This is a genomic window from Duncaniella freteri, assembly GCF_004766125.1.
Taxonomy (GTDB): Bacteria; Bacteroidota; Bacteroidia; order Bacteroidales; family Muribaculaceae; genus Duncaniella; species Duncaniella freteri.
In genome coordinates this window covers 816,072-834,855 of the sequence record NZ_SJSA01000001.1, presented here as the reverse complement: position 1 = coordinate 834,855, position 18,784 = coordinate 816,072, and the positions used below count along the sequence as shown (strand labels likewise).

Sequence of the window (18,784 nt, the reverse complement as noted above, 5' to 3'; positions counted from 1 at the left end):
TACGATGAGACATAATAAGAAATTCAACCATCTCAGCCGCAAGAAGGCTCATCGCGACTCGCTGCTCGCCAATATGACGATCTCGCTGATCATGCACAAGCGCATTTTCACGACTCTCGCCAAGGCTAAAGCCCTGCGCATGTATGCTGAGCCCCTCATCAACCGTGCTAAGCAGGACAGCACTGCCAACCGTCGTGTTGTCTTTGCCGAACTTCAGAACAAGGAGGCAGTGACCGAGCTCTTCCGCGAAATCGCTCAGAAGATCGCTAACCGCCCCGGCGGCTACACACGTATCCTCAAGACTGGCAACCGTCTTGGTGACAACGCCAAGACCTGCTTCATCGAGCTCGTTGACTACAACGAAAACATGCTCAATGACAAGCCTGCCAAAAAGACTGCTCGCACCCGTCGTTCACGTAAGGGTTCAAAGGCAGCTGAGGCTCCCGCAGCGGAAAACACCGCAGCAGAAGCTCCCGCAGCTGAGTAATTCACAGGCTGTAATATCTTACATAAGATATATAACGAAAAGTCCATTCCGGCTCGATGTCCGTAGCCGAAATGGACTTTCTTCGTATATCTGTCTTGGCGGGATTATTAACCATTCAGTATATCATCCGTCCGTATGTCTAATATACCAATCACATCTGGAGAGAAACGTGGTCTCATCGTGCTTATAGCAGTCCTCCTCATCGTCACACTTATTCTTACCTGGCGCAGTTGCATGGTAAGTGGTGACGCTTTCTGCAATACGGATTGTAAAGATAGAGTGAAGCATCACACTTCTGAGGTGTACGACTCTGCAGTGACGGTAAGTCCAGAACTTGTCGATGACCGTTCCAGAGGATCGGGCGGTAACAAGCGCAAGAGGAAAGTGTCTTCATCCGCTTCATCCGCACCTCCTGTGACACGCAGCCCACGTGATGAGCGTGTTAACTGACCATTGAACACACACAGCCCCTGCCGGTTTTATCTCTCCGGCAGGGGCTGTCCTGTATTGTGGAAGTGCTGATTATTTGTTATCAGAGGTCGCGCAGGTCAGGTTCGTTCTCAATAGACACTGGTATGTCTGTATTGACATTCTTTGAGCCTATTACCGCGTAATATAATATGTAGACGAGCATTGCAAGGACAAGCCAGTAGCTGTTCACATATCCTACGTTGCGTCCTATCCAGTCCTGGATAAACGGCATGATGCCGCCGCCTACCACCATCATCATGAATAGACCGGAAGCCTTGGCTGTGTATTTGCCCAGGCCCTCAGTGGCAAGATTGAAGATGCCTCCCCACATTACCGATGTGCAGAGTCCGCAGAGGAATAGGAACAGACACTTCATCGGAACCTCGCCGCTGTAGATGTTGAGCATTTCGATTTCAGGGGATTTGAAGGTGATGCTCTCAGGCAGGAAGATTGCAATAAGCACAAGCACTATGGCTACAGCTGAAACTGTTATAAGCTGGGTGCGGGTGGATATTTTGCCGCTGATTATAGAGCTGAGGAAACGTCCGACGAGCATCATGAGCCAATAGAGAGCAGCGAGCGAGCCAGCTACTGCTGCGGCACCCTCGAAGTTTTCACGGCTTATCCATGCGTTCATCTCACCGGGTATGCCGATCTCGATACCTACATAGAAGAAGATTGCGATAATGCCGAGCATGCAGTGACGGAAGGCGAGGGGGCTGTGCTCATATTTCACATTGCTCAAGTTGGCCTGTGGCTCTTGCAGCTTGACAAATGAAATGACTATGAATGCTGCCACGAATATCACGATGCCTGTCACAACAAGAGGAGCGACTGATGCCATGGTGGTCTCTTTGGTCAGGGTTCCGACAAGCACGCCCACCATCATGGGGGTAAGAGTGCCTGCAAGAGAGTTGAGTGCGCCTCCGGTCTGGATAAGCTGGTTGCCTTTGTTGCCACCACCTCCGAGAAGGTTGAGCATGGGATTTACAACGGTGTTGAGCATACATACACACACACCGCACACGAGCGCGCCCAACAGATAGATAAATAGGTTGAGAGTGGTCGGAGCCTCGCCGCCTATCACGATGATGTTGTCGCCTACAACGCTTGACAGGAGCTGGATGCCGAGACCGATCGCACCGACTGCAAGGGCAATCAGGGTTGTCTTCTTATAGCCGTAACGGATGAGCATGTTTCCTGCCGGAATGCCCATGAATAGATAGGCAGTAAAGTTCATGAGGTTACCTGCCATGCCTGCCCACGCATATCTGAATCCCCAGATATTGCCGAATGGGGCCGCCATGTTGGTAACAAACGAAATCATCGCGAACACGAAAAACATCGTCACGATTGCCACGGTGTTACCGTTCTTTTTAACGGAAGTTTCCATTGCTTGTTGTTTAAGATAAGAATTAGATATTGTATTAGAAATTTGTAACCTGTCTGTGCCGTCGGTTTGGGATATGGATCGTAGGGTTGGTGTGTGCGTGGTGACACGCGACGGTTTGGAAATTTGCTATGTTATATTTCAAGGCAAAGATAGTAAAATTTTTTATCTTGGATGTATCATTCATAGATTAAATGCGCTCAAACTGTGTAAAATGATTAATAAATGTGGGCAAATTAAATTTTTTATTCGTATATTTGCCGTTACCTACTAATCATCATTCTAAGATACCTTGACTATCACATGAGCAGCTTATTGTAGGAAATACACTATTTAAACTCATCATATAATTATTACATGAATCTCACAGCTGTAAATCATGCGGCGGACAATATCCGAGTCCTTGCCGCGTCAATGGTTGAGAAAGCCAAGTCCGGACATCCCGGAGGTGCCATGGGTGGTGCCGACTTTGTCAACGTGCTTTATTCACAGTTCCTCATCACCGATCCGGACGACGGCAAGTGGCTTGGACGTGACCGATTCTTCCTTGATCCCGGTCATATGTCACCTATGCTCTACAGTGTCCTCGCTCTGTTCGGACATTATACTATCGACGAACTTCAGCAGTTCCGTCAGTGGGGCTCTCCGACGCCAGGCCATCCCGAGCTTCACCCCGAGCGTGGAGTGGAGAACACTTCCGGGCCTCTTGGCCAGGGTCATACTATGGCTGTAGGCTGCGCTATCGCTGAGCGTTTCCTTGCAGCCCGTTTCGGCGAGTGGCTGAGCCACAAGACATATGCTTTCATTTCCGATGGCGGTATTCAGGAGGAGATATCCCAGGGCGCAGGCCGTCTGGCCGGACATCTCGGTCTCAGCAACCTTATAATGTTCTATGACAGCAATAAGGTGCAGCTCTCCACTATGGTCAATGAGGTCGACGACGAGGATGTAGCTGCGAAGTATCGTGCATGGGGATGGAATGTGCTTGAGTGTAACGGCAATGATCCGGAAGAGATCGCAAAGGCGATTGCCGAGGCTCAGGGCGAGAAGGAACGTCCCACCATCATCATAGGTCACACTGTGATGGGCAGAGGGTGTGTGAAGGCCGACGGATCTTGCTTCGAGGGACAGTGCTCTACTCACGGCCAGCCCCTCAGCGCATCGGGTGCCGACTATGCTGCCACTATGAGAAATCTTGGTGCCGATCCCGAGAATCCATGGGTTATATTCGAGGATGTGAAGGCTCTTTATGAGGCTCGTCGTGAACAGCTCCGTGAGATTGTAAAGACTCGCCGTGCCGAACAGGCCGCATGGGAAGCTGCCAATCCCGAACTTGCCAAGGAACTTAATGCGTTCCTCAACAATAAGCTTCCCGAAATTGACTGGGCAGCCATTCCGCACAAGCCTAATGTCGCAAGTCGTCAGGCATCGGCCGATGTGCTCGGAGTGCTTGCCGAGAAAGTCAATAATATGATCGTGTCGTCAGCCGACCTTGCCAACTCTGACAAGACCGATGCATTCCTTAAGAAGACCCATCCTTTCGTCAAGGGTGATTTCTCAGGTGCTTTCCTCCATGCAGGTGTCACCGAGCTCACCATGGCATCAGTAATGAACGGTATCGCTCTGCACGGAGGTGTCATCGGAGCATGCGGCACATTCTTTGTGTTCTCCGATTATATGAAGCCCGCTGTACGTATGGCTGCTCTCATGGAGCTCCCTGTGAAATACATCTGGACACATGATGCGTTCCGTGTAGGTGAGGATGGTCCCACTCATGAGCCGGTTGAGCAGGAAGCTCAGATCCGTCTTATGGAGGAGCTCCGCAATCTCAGCGGCAAGCCTTCGATGCTCGTGCTCCGTCCCGCCGATGCGGCCGAGACTTCGGTGGCCTGGGAGATGGCAATGGAGAATTTCGAGACACCATCAGCTCTCGTACTCTCACGTCAGAATCTTCCCGATCTTCCTGCTGCGTCAGGCAACCGTTTTGCCGAGGCTGAGACCGGATGCCGTCGTGGCGGATATGTTGTGGTCGATGAGCAGCAGCCCGATGTGATCCTTGTTGCAAACGGATCGGAGGTTTCACTCCTGTGTGACGTTGCAGCTGGTATTGCAGAGCAGGGTTTGAAGGCACGTGTGGTATCAGTTCCTTCGATCGGTCTGTTCAACAATCAGCCTGTTGAATACCGTCAGGCGGTCCTTACCCCCGGTGTGCCTGCTTTCGGTCTCACTGCCGGCCTTCCATCCACGCTCCGTGGAGTGGTTGGTTCCGATGGAGAGGTGTTCGGTCTCGATCATTTCGGTGCGTCTGCCCCCTACAAGGTGCTTGATGAGAAATTCGGGTTTACAGTAGATGCTGTAAAAGGACGCGTACTTGCATTCCTCGGCAAGTAGTAACGTAAGATATCGCATGATGTGCTGAGCATTGTAGGTTCAGGCATATCATAAAACAGTGGCTCCGAAGGTCGTTTTTGCTTCGGGGTCACTAATTTTTGTCCTCAAATTCGTCCAAAAGGCATATTTTTAGTGCATATTAAAGCTTTTTTTGCTAAATTTTAGATTATTCGGAAAATTTGTTATAACTTTGACCCGAAATTCTGCTTGACAATGTGCAGTCATATCAAATGTCTCAATCTGACTGCTTGAAGATGGTTCAATATTCATAGTTATCAAAATAACATAGACAATAAATTTCAACTATTTTCCAATAATTAATTATTTATGAAAAAGAGTATCCTTCTTGGCTTCGTAGCCGCTCTCTTTATGGGCCAAAGCGCAATGGCTCAGAGTGCACAGGAGATCACTTACGTTGAGGATCCTGCTCAGGGCTATCTTTTCAACAGCTTCTCCAGCAACTGGTTCGTATCTGCTGAAGGTGGTATCAACTACTATTTTAACAGCAACAACACCAAGCGTGATTTCTTTGACCGTTTCTCACCCAACGCCGGACTTTGGGTAGGTAAGTGGTTCTCACCCATCGTAGGTCTTCGTGCCGGTTTCAATTTCACTCAGGTAAAGGGCCTCAGCAATGACGGTGGCGTAGGTTACTATGGCGATTTCCGTGACGGAAATGTTGATTATGCTAAGTACAAGCGTAACGAATTCGGAGCTCACCTTCAGGCAATGTTGAACCTCACCAACTGGTGGTGTGGCTATCGTGCTGACCGTGTATACAACGGCATCATCTATGCAGGTGCAGGCTACAACTGGCAGACTGTTCCCAGCTGGACAGCTAACGGACGTCGTGACGGATGGCACCACGGCAGCGATGACAACCTCACCGCAAGCGCAGGTCTTATCAACAACTTCCGTGTAAGCGACCATGTAGGTCTTTACCTCGACCTCCGTGCCATGCTCCTTACCGATGAGTACAGGTATTCTGCTCCCCGCAAGAGCAACATAGATCTTCAGGCTTATGTAGGTGTTACTTACAACTTCAACAAGTCAACCTGGAGCGCACCTATCGTTCCCGTTATCCCCGAAATTCCCAACTGCGACGAGGTTGAGGCTCGCCTCCAGGCTGCCAACGGCCGCATCGCCGACCTTGAGCGTCAGCTCCGTGACTGCCTCAACCGTCCTGTTCAGCAGGTTGTTGAAGCTGAGGAAGGTCCTCTCTGCACTATCTACTACACTATCGGTAGCTCACGCATCTCTCGTGTAGACAACAAGGTGCTCAACGCAGTTGCCAACGTTATGAAGGCTGACACCAGCAAGAAGTACACCGTATGCGGTTATGCTGACAACTACACCGGCTCTGCCGCTGTCAACGACCGTCTCCGCAAGGCTCGTGCCAACGGTGTAGAGCGTGTTCTCCTCCGCAACGGCGTGAAGGCTGACCAGCTCGACGTTACTACCAACGATGCCAACCTCTTTGGCGAAGGCAAGGAGTACGTTTCTCTTGACCGTGCTGTTACCATCAAGGCTAACAAGTAATCAGGCATCCTGATAAAAGTATTAAACATAGTGGCCCGCGCCCTGAGGTGCGGGTCATTTTTTTGTGTATATCGGTCAATAATAAACAATATGTTATAAAGCATTGGTGAAAAGTTTGCATTTTTCACATCTATTCCCTATCTTCGCTACCGTAATACACACCACCATCATCCGGGCATATGAATAAGATTGAACAATTCCTCAGTCATATCAGCCTTGAGCTGGGATATTCGGCACTGACGGTCGATGCTTACCGCCGTGACCTGCATCAATGGGCGGACTATGCCACAGGAGGCAGTCTGGAAACACTTGTGCCCGAAGATGTAACCTTTTCTGACCTGAGACTATGGGTGGCTCATCTTGCCGGGAGCGGTTCCTCTCCACGCACCATTAAGCGTAAAGTATCGGCTCTCAGGGCATTCTACAGGTATCTGTTGCGTCAGGGTGATATTTCGGTTAATCCTGCATCGCGTCTCGTGCTCCCTAAGCCCTCCAAGACACTTCCGGTGAATGTACGTCCCGAGGAGACCTCGGCTATACTCGACGCTAATATACCGCATGATGATTTTGCAGCAGTGCGCGACCGTCTGATTCTTGATATACTTTACTCCACAGGCATGCGTTGCAGTGAACTGATAGGGCTGAGAGATGCCGATGTCGACACTGTAAAGGGTGAACTAAAGGTGCTGGGTAAGCGTAATAAGGAAAGAGTGATCCCATTTGGTCCGGAGCTTGCAGAGGCAATTGACGCTTACCGCGCCATGCGTGATTCATCCCCTCTCACATCGGTGTGCCGTGCCGACACTTCCGCTCCGCTTATGGTGAGGGACAACGGAGAGCAGCTTTACCGCAAAATGGTCTACAATGTCGTTCACCGGATGCTAAGTAAGGGTGGGGCACATGCCGAGCGTCTGAGCCCCCACGTGATGCGCCATTCAATGGCGACCGACATGCTCAACGGCGGAGCTCCCATTGCTACCGTGCAGCAGCTCTTGGGACATGCATCGCTCACATCAACCCAGGTATATACTCATGTGACATACCGAGACCTCAAACATAATTATCAACTTGCACATCCTCGTGCACAAATTAACAAAGGAGGACACTATGGACATTAACATTAAAGCTATCCATTTTGACATCACCGAGAAGCTTACAGCCTTTATCAACAAAAAGGTCGATCGCATTGTGCGCCGCTTCCCGGCAGTGAGTGCTGTAGACGTATCACTCAAGGTTGTGAAGCCCGAGACAGCTCTCAACAAGCAGGCTATCGTACGCCTGACAGTGCCTCAGCTCGATGAGTTTGTTGCCGACAAGACAGCCGATACCTTCGAGGAGGCTATCGACGTGGCTCTCGACGCTCTCGAAAAACAGCTTGAGAAGGCTAAGAATAAGAAGTAACCCACATGTCAGCATACCGGGTATGTCGGACTTAGGCGTTTGAGCCTATGTCTTTGACCCGGATGAAATATAGAATCCGCAGATTGTGTCCCTGCCTGAGAGACAATCTGCGGATTTTTTACCTGCCCATGGATGATTTAAAGCGCAATGTCCGTGGGCAGACGTTTGAGTATGGTATCAGAGTATATTGGCTGTGGATCAGTCCTTCAACTGTGAAGCGATGAACTCTATCAGCTGTTCTCCTCGCAGGCCTTCCGAGATGATCTTGTTGTTCTCGTCGAGAATGAACATTCGCGGAATGCTGAAGATGTTGTAGACTGATTTGGCAGTGTTGCCTTTATCGAGTTCCGACACATGTTTCCATGTCATCTGATCGGCTTCGATTGCCTTTATCCAGGCATCCTTGTCGGTGTCGAGCGAGAGGCTTATGATCTCAAGCCCTTTGGGGGCATATTCGGCATAGATCTTGCGCAGGGTGGGATTCTCGGCTCGACAGGGACCGCACCATGATGCCCAGAAATCAAGAATCTTGATCTTTGCCTTTACTCCGTGGAGTGAAAGTGTCTCTCCCGACGGCGTTGGCATAGTGAAGTCGGGGGCTGTGCCTCCTACTACGATCTGCGCCATTCTTTCCGCCTCGACTTTCAGTATATTGCCAGGAACAGTGTTGCGAGCGTTGTTACCAAGAAGACGATACTTCTGGTGTACAGTCTTATTGTTTATGAGCTTGCGAACGTCCGATGCCAGCACTGCCGCGCTCACGAGATTATCGTTTGCCATGGCGAAGGAGTCGCGTTTCGCATCAAACGCTTCCCCCTCACGCTGTAGCGCGCCCTTGAGCTGCACTACCCAGAAATAGTCGTTAAGGTCGTAGGTGGAGCGGTAATAATGCTGTATGGAGTCACAGCGGTGGGTGTGTTCCAGCTCGATTTCATGGAAACGGTTGCGTACATTCTGTAGGTCGCCGCCTCCGTCGATGGTCCATTTGTTGGGAGTCGAGGCGTCACCTGTCACCTTGTAGGACTTACCGTCCTCAAGCATGACAGGGACATGCAGATAGGAGCCTGCCGAACGGATCTCGGCTGCCATGGGTGCCGAGATGTTTCCGGTGAATGTGAAGCTGCCGTCGGGTGTGAGCGATGTGGCAATGGTGTCCATTGTGTTCTTGCCGGTCTGTGTGACCAGGAAGATGCGTGAACCTCCGTTGTTGTCAAGTTTGCCGGTCACATTATAGGCGGCGGAGAGAGCCATGCAGCCCGAGAGGGCTGCTATGGCTAATGAAAGAGTCTTTTTGGGGTACATTGTTATTTTTTCAGACGTTCTTTGTATACGATGTCGATGATCTTGCCGAATTCATTATGCTCTTTGTGCAATGAAAGGGGCTGCATTAGGTCGGGTACATTGTAGAAACGGACGTTTCCGCATTCCTCCTGCGGTAGGGCAGTGGCATTTGAGCCGACCACGAGGCGGTAGTTGCGTGAATACTGCCAGTATGAAGCATTGGAGTATTCGGGGAATGGTCCGCGGAATGAATTGAATTTCAGTACGCTGATTTCCTCTCCGCTGAGATTTATGACCTCAGTGGCAGGGGTGTCGGGCATTAGCCAGTTAAATCGGTAGATGGAGCCTCCGACAGCATAGAATATATAGTTGTGCAGCGGATGGAAGGCAAAGAGAGTGGCGTTCTCCACACCGGGTCCGTTGATCTTGCCGTGGCACACCTGTACGTTCCATCCCTCAGAATCGGCATTGCTCTTTCCGTTGCCATGCATCATGAAGCCGTAGAAATAAGTCTCCTTTGTGGATGGATCGCGCAGCACTGCGTAGATAGGACCGTGGCGGCTTGGTGCCATGAACACCATGTCGCGTCCGGTGGGATTCTGAAACAGTTGCTTGTCTCCGCTAAAATCCATCACTGAAGGATAGTACGATCCATGCTTTATCTCCACAAACTGACGGTTGGTTGCGTCATACATTACTGACGGATTGCTGCCCTGGCCCTCCTTGCCTGGGGAGAATGCCTGCTGGTTGATATTGGCTGCAATGAAAGGAGCGGGAGTGAAAGGCTCTGTGCCCTGTAGCTTTGTGATCGGGAATTCAAACATTGAGCCTTGTGTGGTGTTGTTGAGAGTGTATATCTCGTCGTTGTCATCGATGATCACCCACAGGTTGTTGTTGGAGCCGGCATTGGCTGAATTCATGGACGCCTTTATGCGCACCGGGTGGTTAGAGTCGCCGAAATGCCATCTCAGACTGTTCTGTTCGCCGACCTTGAACACATCTCCGTCAAAGCAGTATGTGTCCTTGTCGGTTACCAGCATAGCTCTGGAGTAGCTCTGCTGGTAACGGTCGAACAGAAGTTTCACCGGTCTGCCTATATCCTCGATATCGGTGATGGCATCGTTGTCATATGTGTTGAGGATATCGTGAGAGGCGAATTCCTCCTCCTCATTGCGGTTACATATGAGGTCCAGGCGGGTCTTGCCCTCGTTGTCGCAGAGCACGAGCCATCCCTCTTCGGTCATTGATTTGATCTGTAGTCTGAACTGTGTGGTCCATGTTATTCCGGTCTCTTTGTCCTTCACATTGAAGAAAGCGGAGTATGTTCCGGGCGACAGTGACACAACATCAGTGAGCTTGCGGGTGGTGGCGATCACAATCTTTGACTCGTCGACGCTTTCCCAGATGGCTCCCACAGGGATCACCTTCCACTCATATTCGTAGGCATTCTCGTCGGTTTTGCCGAATGTCGAATTGAGTTGCGGGTCAAAATTGAAGTGATCGAGGTATGCGAATAATTCATAGGTCTTTCCTTCCTCGACGGAGCCTGGGGCATTCGGGTCGACTGACACCTCATTGATGTCCTTGTAGTCATAGTTGCCTATGTCGTCGGAGCAGGAAGAGAGCCATAGTCCGGCGATAACGGCCGGCAGGTATAATAGCTTTTTCATTGTTTTCTAAAAAAGGTGGATTGGTTTAGTTGATAGATACCGGACCCATCACCATAGGTTCGCCGTCCTCATCGAGGATTTTGGGGTCCTGTTCCTGGAGATATCGGTGCATGTACTTTCCGCAGTATTTCAGATAGCCTTCGGTGAGGACATTGACTTCGACCCATTCCTTACGGTTGATGTTCATCACGTCGCATATCAGGGCGGCCTTTGTTGCACTCCAGTCTCCGAAATAAAGCTCACCGTATATCACCCACCACACAGGTATGGGGAAGGTCTCTTCCATGAGTATAACACGCTGGAAGTCGGCGGGACGTACCTGGGTCTCTTCGTTCTCGTCTATGTAAGGGAGTCCGCGGGTGTAGAGGAATTTGAGCTCGTCATTTTCCACGAGGTTGATTCTCACACGGCGGGGTGAGTCCTTGAGATTGGGGCGGCGCAGCACTTCAAATTCTATAGGCACTTCCGCCTTGCCTGCCGGTAGCACATATTCTGTAACCGGCATCACATAGTCCACGCCTTCGGCTGCCGCCAGGTCATCGCCTTCATCGGTCTCTACAGTGATACTGAACTTGCGGTCGACAGGCGCGGTGTTGCCGAAGAGCTTCACTTTGAGGGTGACTTTCTGGCTTGTCACATTCGAGTTCTCAAGTCCCCAGTGCACTTTTATGGTGTCGGACATCATTTCGGCACCGTTGTAGGTTGTGTCGAAGTATATCCCGTTCTCTCCCTCGTAAGTGTCGAGTGTATCCTCATTGCATCCGGTGGTTGAGACCCCGAGCAGCAAGGGGAGTACTATTGCGGGAATAATAGTCTTTATGTTCATTGCAAGATGATTTTTAGGTGGGATTCAAGTTAATTGTACTTCTCTTCACCCTCGGGTATCGGAGGGGTATACCTGCTGGCTGACAACATTCTGAACGGCAGATCGTTGGTCGCGCTGGTGGCTGATCGCATTGACAGGCATTGGTTGCGCTTGTACCAGAAGAAGAGCTGGCCTTCGCCGTAGAACTCTCTGATCCATTCCTTTCCGAGTTCGGTGTATTGAGAGTTGTCGATGTCGTCGAACAGTGTGTTCAGTTCTTCGATATTCTCCACGCCCTGAAGACCGCGGGCGTTGTTGAACTCTGTGAAGCGGCTGAGGCGTTCCTCGTCATCGGGACCTGTCTCGGCAAGGATAAGGAATGATTCGCTTACGCGTATCATAGGTATCATCTGATTGTAGAGGGAGTCGGTGCCTTGGTATTTGTTGAACAGGACATATTTTTTGCCACCCTGTTCCACTGTTCCGCTGAGCGATGATCTCACACGATAATCGGAGCTCGCCATGGTGCCGCCAAATATTTCGGTTGTCACATCTTCGAGAGGGGCAAGCAGAGAGGATGTCTTGAGCGAATTGCCATTGAACAGAGATGTGAAGAGATTGTCACGCTGGAGGTTCTGTAGGGCAAACATTATCTCGGTAGAGAACATATGGTCGATATTCGATCCTGTAAGGCTAAGCAGTTTCACCCAGGGGAAATGACGTTCCTGGATATCGACCACTTTCTTGGCATATGCGTATGCGTTCTCATTGTCGTGGGCATAGTAATAGTAACGTGCGAGAAGTCCGTATACGGCATACAGGTTAAGACGCAGGTTGCGGAACTGTAGGAATATATCCTTTGGGTTGCCGTTGACACCGAATGTTACTATAGGATCGTCCTGTAGCTCTTCCTCTGCTGTCTTAAGGTCTTTAAGGACCAGATCCATGAACTCCTGAGCACTGGGTGTCGGAGCCACATCAAGCTGTAGCTGGGTGTAGTAGGGGATAGCTAAAGTGGAGACTTCAGGATCGTAGACCGATCCGAACAGACGGAAGAGGTCTAAGTGAAGATATGCGCGCAGCGCGTAAGCCTCACCCTTTATGAGATGGTAGTACTCGTCGGGAAGCACTTCGCGGTGCTGCTCGCAGTTCTTGATGATGAGGTTGCAGTTGGCTATGAGGTTGTAGCCTTTTGACCAGATGTTCTGTAGGCGCGACTGTGGGGTGGATGATGAGTAGTTGAGCTGCATTGTCTCCCAGTCGCTTTTGTTGTTCTGCTGGTCTATGGCATAACGCTGAGCCATAATCTCTATGAACTCGCATGTGAGGGCTCGTCCGTAGAGGTCGGAGGAATTGAGTTCGACATATATGCCGTTGATCGCCTGTTTGAATCCGGCGATGTTTGTGAAGTTTGTCTCCTCCGATATTCGGTCGCTCGGCTGCACGTTGAGGAAATCCGAGCAGGATGTGCACAGGATTCCGAGCGCGATTAGTATATATGATATTTTGGTTTTCATATTTGTATGGCAAATGGTTTTAGAAGTTGATGCCTACTGCAAGGCTGACGCTTCGTGCGAACGGGTAGGATGTTCCGCGTTCGTCCTTGATGGTCGACCATCGTGCTATTTCGTTCATGTATGCGCTGAGCGATATGCCCTGGAATCCGATTGTGTCCATCCATCTGGTGGGGAGTTCCCATCCCAGGCGTACGGATTCGATGGTGAAGTAGTCGTTTTTCTGCACGAATCGTGACGACATAGGGGTAACGTCGGTCTCGCGTATACCTCTGAACTGGGCTATGTCGCCCGGCTTCTGCCAGCGGTCATATAGGGCGCGTTTGTCCTGATTGGACTGGAGCGCAGTGGTCGAGATATTCTCCACCTTGTTGTAGAGAGTGGAGTTGAACATATGGCCGCCGAGGCTGTAGCGGCAATAGATGCTTGCCGAGAAGCCTTTCCAGTAGAGCGTGTTTCCGATCACTCCTTCAAGGTCGGGGCGGGTGTCGCCTACCACTACTTCCTGGTCATAGCTGTGCTGGAATGTGTAGGTGTTGTCCTTGGTTATGAACACTTCCTTGCCTGTAGCGGGGTCGATGCCTGCCGAGCGCACAGCCCATATCGCGGTGGGCGATCCGCCGTCGTAGTAGCGTGTGAGGCTCTTGGAGATGTTCTCGTTGTTGAACTGATTGAGTCTGTTGCCTATCTTGCGGTACTCGGAGGTGTTGTGAGCGAATGACAGGCTTATAGTCCAGTTGAGGCTCTTCTTGGGATTGTAGAGAATGGCATATCGCACGGTGCCGCTGTAGCCTTCGTTGATCTGCTGGCCGATGTTGGCGAGTCGCTGGGCTGTGCCTACCGACAGGGGTATGCCTATCTGTGCGAGCAGCGGATCGGTGTTCTTGCGGTAGATGTCGAAGTTGAGGTGGAAACGGTTCCACATGCTCACGTCGATACCTGCGTTGAGGTCGATGGTCTTCTGCCATTCGAGGTTGGGGTCGCCGAAGGCATCGATGAGCACACCGGTGCCGAAGTTGTTGAGCATCCAGTTGTTGTACTTGTAGGTGGTGATGGCGTTGAAAGCGCCGAACGACTGGTTGCCGGGATTACCGATGGAGCCGCGTATCTTGAGCATATTGAATATGCCGGTGTGGTTCCTGATGAAATCCTCATAGGCGAGGTTCCAGCCTACACCGAATGCCCAAGTGGTGGTGAAATGCTTGTTGGAGCCGAACACCGAGGTTCCGTCCATACGTATGTTGGCATCGAGCAGGTATTTGTTCATGAATGCGTAACCTCCGTTGAAATAGAAGTTTGCGCTGCGGCTTGTGTAGTCGCTGTAGCTCGGCTTGCCACCCTCGGGATAACGGTTGGCAAAGCCGGGAGTGGTGAAGTTGCCCTCGGGGAATCCCTGTGCGGTGAATCCTTTGTCTTTGCCTTTGCTTTCGCGGATTGATGCACCGACAACGGCATTCACCTGATGCTTGCGGGCGAAAAGTTTACCGAATGTCACTGACAGGTCTCCGTCGTAATCGAAGCCGTCGGAACGTTGGTTGGAGTATGAGCCTTTCTTCAGCAGTTCTTCTTGATTGAAGCGGGTGTCGGACGGGGATAGGAACTCCTCGGTCTCATTGGTTGATTTCGACACGCTGACACGGCCTCGGATCATGACTTCTTCAATGGGGCGGTATTCAAGGTTGAGACTGTTGCGCACGCTCCATGAGTTACCCTTGTTGTAGCTGTTCTGGGCAGCATTCCAGAGCGGATTGGATACATAGGGCGATGCACTTGTCACGTTTACACCGGTCTTTGGAGCTTCAAGCCACTGGTCGATACTTCCGTCATCATTGCGTTTGGGATAGTAGGGGTTCGCTCCTGCGTAATCGCTGAAGCTCACTACAGGGTTGGTGAGGTCGGTGAAGTCCACAGTCATCTTGTTGGTGAAGCGTAGCTTGCCGGTACGGTATGTGATGTCGAGGTAACCTCCGCCCACATCGCGCTTGGAGTCCTTCATCACACCGTCGATGCGGTTGTAGTTGACACCGATACCGAATCGCAGTTCGTCCGATCCGCCCTGCACATACAGGTTGTGACGCTGGTTGAGACCTTTTTGGAGAGGTTCGGATAGCCAGTAGGTGTCGACTCCGCGCTGCACGTTGCCGAGCAGCATATTGTAGCGGATGCGTGCACGCTCCTCGCCGTCGGCGGTGTAGGACTCGAAGTTGCCTGCGAGACGTTCAAACTCAAGCTTCTCCGAAGCGTTCATGAGGTTGTAGTCGGTGAGGTCAGCCCACGAGTAGTTGAAGGAGCCGTTGTAGGTGAGTTTGAGTTTTCCCATCTCGGGTGCCTTGGTCTCCACAACGATGACACCGTTGGCTGCCTTCGATCCGTAGATCGCTGTAGAAGCGGCGTCCTTGAGGATATTGACCGATGCGATACGGTCCATGCTGAGGTCCATGATGGTCTGTAGAGTGGTCTCGAAGCCGTCGAGGATGAAGAGCGGCTGGTTGGGGTCCTGTCCGAACTGCTCCTTGAGCCCTACTATGGAGCTTTTGCCACGGATCTCAAGGTCGGGGAGGCGGTTGGGGTCGGAACCGAACTGGTTGTTCTCCAGTACGGTGAAAGCCGGGTCGAGAGTCTTGAGGCTCTGGATGAGGTTGGTGTTGCCTGCCATTTTCAGCTCCTCTGCCGAGAATGAGGATGCCGATCCGGTGAAGCTTTCCTTGTTTCGGGAGTATATACCTGTCACCACTACTTCGCTGATGCTCTCAGCATCGTCCTCCATGGTGATTTTCATGCGCCTGCCTGTAGAGGCTTTCACTTGCATAGGCTTCTTTCCTATGTATGATATGGCGAGAGTCTCCCCTTTGGCTCCCGGGATTGAGAACTCTCCGTTGACATTTGTCAGTGCAGTCCTCTTGTTCTTGATGTTTCTGATAGTGACGCCAGGAAGCGGCTCTCCTTCAGCATCACTGATGACTCCTGTGATTATTACTGCCTGGTCCGCCTTTTTGTCATTTCCTGTGTCGGTCTGAGCCATAGCCCATTGTGACGGGAAAAGCAAAAGGAAGAGGAGCAGTAGAATCAAATGCAGTTCTTTCCTTTTCATAAATGATTGGTTTTCTTATCTGATGTGTAATAACTAATGGATTGCGATTTTGGTGGCTTTGGAGCCCTGACGCCGGATGTATATCCCTTTTTCAGTGGGCTTTTCTATGCGTATGCCCTGGAGGTTATAGTATTCGATGGGGGCGTTTTCGTCAGCGTCGTCGGCTGTGAGGCTGTCTATTCCTGATGTGGGACCGTCGGCGGTCATATTGTCGAGATTAACATCTATATGAGTGGGATACACTCGCTCCTTGTCGTAGAAGAGTGCGGTGCTGTTGACCATGTCGGCGAGATTGGGCTGTAGCTTGCCGTTGAACACCTTCTTGCCGTTCACAGTGAGTGTCACAGGCTTGCTAAGGTCAACGAGGTCATTGTTGAGGTACACTTTGAACTCGCCGCTTGTCGCTGTTGCGTAATGACGGTTGAAGTTAAGCACAAGGTCGTCACCGTAAGGATTGTTATGGTCGTTGGTGGTTTCGTAGTATAGTCCGCGCACCTGCATATTGATGTTGTTGCCATCGATATCCATCTGATAGTATGTGCGGTTGCAGTTGATAGGAAAGCTGCGGCGGGTCACTTCTATATTATAGAATCCTTTTCGCCAGTTGCCGTCCATAGTATAGTCCTCCCAGTTGATGTGCTTTGGGTTGGTGGTACGGGTCTGTTGCACGAGCCAGGGGAACGCCTCTCCGTATTTTGGCAGTGTGTGGTCGGCTCCGGCTACAGTTTTTACATCATGCACGTATCCGTCGGGATATTGTTGTTGCAGGAGGTCGAGGGAATCTCCGCAAGCCTGAGTGAGTGTGGAGCGGTAGAATCCATTGTCGTTGGAGCCCGTGCGGAAGTGGACAGCCACATGGCGTAGGTTTTCGCATGGAGCATTGTTGAGGGGCTCGCCTCCCGCCATGGGTGCTATGCCTGCAAGGTAGTCGGCATAGTATGTGCCGAGACGCTGGCTTCCGTAAGCACCTTCGGAGATCCCTATGAAATATACTTTATTGATGTCGATCTCGTCACGGAGATTGACCTGACGGATTATCTTTTCCCATACCCATTGCTTCCCTTTCTGCCACCATCTGCGGTAGTTGACCCCATTGAGTTCTTCGTTGGGGAACTGAGGTATGAAGTATATGGCGGGCTTTGAGTCGAACGACGGAGCAAGTTTCTTTGCCAATTCCCATTCAGTCTCTTTTGCTCCGGAGCCATGGAGGAATATAATGAGGGGGCATGCATCGGAAGAGGAATCGAGACGTCCCCATGCATACTTGAGTGATGCCTGAGGTTCTAAGTCAGCTGGGATTTCCCAGACGGCAGGTATTCTGAGCTGTCCGTCATATCTTGTTTGGAGTGGGGGCAGTTTGATTTCGCTATATCCGTCGTTGGCGTCTTTCCATTGGTCCCATACAGAACTTCTGTAGGTTGCTATATCGGAATAAGGGATCTTGATATCCGACACATATTTCTCATTCTTTCCTTCAAGAACTGATGAGAAATGGTTTTTTATGGCAGTGGCTGTGCTGCTGTCAAGCCCTTGAGCCGATGCTGAAAGCACTGCGCTTCCCAATGCTATGAATGTTAATAAAGTATTTTTCATTTTTGGCATTATTATGACCACAGCAATGAAACTGTAGGATTCAATGCTGTGGCCATTGTGTTGGTCATTTTATTAAGTTGAGGGGAGGTAATTCCTTGGATGGAATTTACTTAATGGCCACTTTTGTCACTTTGTTGCCTTGACGACGGATGTATAGACCGTTGGTGGGGTTGTCTACCTTAATTCCTTGGAGGTTGAAATATTCTACAGGAGCGTTTTCCGATTCGATGTCGATATCTTCAATACCGGTTGTGACACCTGGCTTAAAGCCGTTTTTGTCAAATGAGAAATTTAGATAAAAAGGCAATGCTGATGACAGATTGCTCCAGTCGTCTGCTCCATCCATCTTATTCATGTGGTGGGCAGAGTTACCTTCGATTTGGCAGTTGTAAGTGTTGCCTGACAGTGTGGCATATGTGCGTGTTCTGGCTATTGCAGCAGTTTTACCAGACCAAAAATCCGGAGCGAGAAGTATATTTGACTCATCTGGTCCTACAAATGGACTGGATTGCAATACTTTTGCATATGAGTCGGGAGCACCTGTGTTTTCATCTATCCCTTCTGCCAATGGAAGTGATACTTTTGAGAATGCGTCAAAAGGCCAATTGAAATAAAACAGGTCGGCATTGTAGTATGCGGCATCGTTGTATCCCTCATCTCCATATACTCGTGCCTGATTATCCTTATACCAGTTGTTGTTTGTTCCGTCCGATTTGAATTCGGTTCGTGGATCGATAAACATTAGTCCGAGGTTGCCATTGTCGGCAGTCACTTCTCCTATTGTGAACATCATAGTGACAGGTTGGCCGTCTCTGTCGACAAAGCCGAGAAAATTGGGCAGAGTGTATGTCTTTGAGCCGTCGTAGGTTATTTTTCCGGTCATTGTGCCTAATTCACTCTTGTCATCCTTATAGAGAAGTTTGATTGTTATGTCCTGTTCTCCGGATGTGTCTGCGAGGAGGGAGGGTGCGATGTAGAGTGTCATCGCGATAAGGAGTAGAAGTTTCTTCATAAAGTCAGTGATTAAATGATTGATGTAAATGGATTGGTATTAGTTTGTATTTATTAAGGGAGAGTGCACTATATTTCCTTTTTTCGCAAATGTACGACCAAAATTACCCCCCCCAAATTTTTAACACACATTAACTCAA

General features: G+C 50.4%; 14 protein-coding genes. 6 read left to right on the top strand and 8 right to left on the bottom strand.

The features are described from left to right. Positions 1-4: 4 nt before the first annotated feature. Entirely contained in the window at positions 5-487 is a 483-nt protein-coding gene (rplQ, locus tag EZ315_RS03530; protein ID WP_135470672.1) for a 50S ribosomal protein L17, read from the top strand. A 135-nt stretch (positions 488-622) separates the two neighbouring features. Next, positions 623-937 carry a hypothetical protein gene (locus tag EZ315_RS03525; RefSeq protein WP_135470671.1) on the top strand — a complete coding sequence of 105 codons (315 nt, stop codon included), beginning with the start codon at positions 623-625 and terminating at the stop codon, positions 935-937. 82 nt (positions 938-1,019) lie between these two features. Here the strand turns inward: EZ315_RS03525 and EZ315_RS03520 are convergent, their stop codons facing one another. Then, entirely contained in the window at positions 1,020-2,351 is a 1,332-nt protein-coding gene (locus EZ315_RS03520) for an MFS transporter (protein ID WP_135470669.1), read from the bottom strand. A 354-nt stretch (positions 2,352-2,705) separates the two neighbouring features. Here EZ315_RS03520 and EZ315_RS03515 point away from each other — a divergent pair, with 354 nt between their 5' ends. From EZ315_RS03515 to hpf, 4 genes are all read left to right on the top strand, one after another. Next, positions 2,706-4,739: a transketolase family protein gene (locus EZ315_RS03515; protein WP_135470667.1), complete on the top strand. Its 2,034-nt coding sequence runs from the start codon at positions 2,706-2,708 to the stop codon at positions 4,737-4,739. Between the two features lie 327 nt (positions 4,740-5,066). Beyond that, on the top strand, positions 5,067-6,278 hold the full coding sequence (locus tag EZ315_RS03510; protein ID WP_135470665.1) for an OmpA family protein: 1,212 nt from the start codon (positions 5,067-5,069) through the stop codon (positions 6,276-6,278). Positions 6,279-6,457: 179 nt separating this feature from the next. Then, positions 6,458-7,396, top strand: coding sequence for a tyrosine-type recombinase/integrase (locus EZ315_RS03505; protein WP_135470663.1), 939 nt, complete (start codon positions 6,458-6,460; stop codon positions 7,394-7,396). Next, entirely contained in the window at positions 7,386-7,679 is a 294-nt protein-coding gene (gene hpf / locus EZ315_RS03500) for a ribosome hibernation-promoting factor, HPF/YfiA family (protein ID WP_135470662.1), read from the top strand. Before EZ315_RS03505 ends, hpf begins: the two co-directional genes overlap by 11 nt. Positions 7,680-7,877: 198 nt before the next feature. Here the strand turns inward: hpf and EZ315_RS03495 are convergent, their stop codons facing one another. The 7 genes from EZ315_RS03495 to EZ315_RS03465 all read right to left on the bottom strand — a co-directional run bounded on the left by EZ315_RS03495 (position 7,878) and on the right by EZ315_RS03465 (position 18,645). Then, a complete protein-coding gene (locus tag EZ315_RS03495; RefSeq protein WP_135470660.1) occupies positions 7,878-8,981 on the bottom strand; it encodes a TlpA disulfide reductase family protein in 1,104 nt (367 codons plus the stop codon). Between the two features lie 2 nt (positions 8,982-8,983). Continuing rightward, positions 8,984-10,630, bottom strand: a complete 1,647-nt coding sequence (locus tag EZ315_RS03490) for a PKD-like family lipoprotein (RefSeq protein WP_135470658.1) — start codon at positions 10,628-10,630, stop codon at positions 8,984-8,986. A 25-nt stretch (positions 10,631-10,655) separates the two neighbouring features. Beyond that, entirely contained in the window at positions 10,656-11,456 is an 801-nt protein-coding gene (locus EZ315_RS03485) for a DUF4843 domain-containing protein (protein WP_135470656.1), read from the bottom strand. 29 nt (positions 11,457-11,485) lie between these two features. Then, positions 11,486-12,952 carry a RagB/SusD family nutrient uptake outer membrane protein gene (locus EZ315_RS03480; protein ID WP_135470654.1) on the bottom strand — a complete coding sequence of 489 codons (1,467 nt, stop codon included), beginning with the start codon at positions 12,950-12,952 and terminating at the stop codon, positions 11,486-11,488. Positions 12,953-12,971: 19 nt separating this feature from the next. Then, entirely contained in the window at positions 12,972-16,040 is a 3,069-nt protein-coding gene (locus EZ315_RS03475; RefSeq protein ID WP_135470652.1) for a SusC/RagA family TonB-linked outer membrane protein, read from the bottom strand. 33 nt (positions 16,041-16,073) lie between these two features. Beyond that, the gene (locus EZ315_RS03470) at positions 16,074-17,633 is read right to left on the bottom strand and encodes a hypothetical protein (protein ID WP_135470650.1); all 1,560 of its coding nucleotides are present in this window, start codon (positions 17,631-17,633) and stop codon (positions 16,074-16,076) included. Between the two features lie 106 nt (positions 17,634-17,739). Beyond that, on the bottom strand, positions 17,740-18,645 hold the full coding sequence (locus tag EZ315_RS03465; RefSeq protein ID WP_135470648.1) for a hypothetical protein: 906 nt from the start codon (positions 18,643-18,645) through the stop codon (positions 17,740-17,742). Positions 18,646-18,784: the final 139 nt, after the last annotated feature.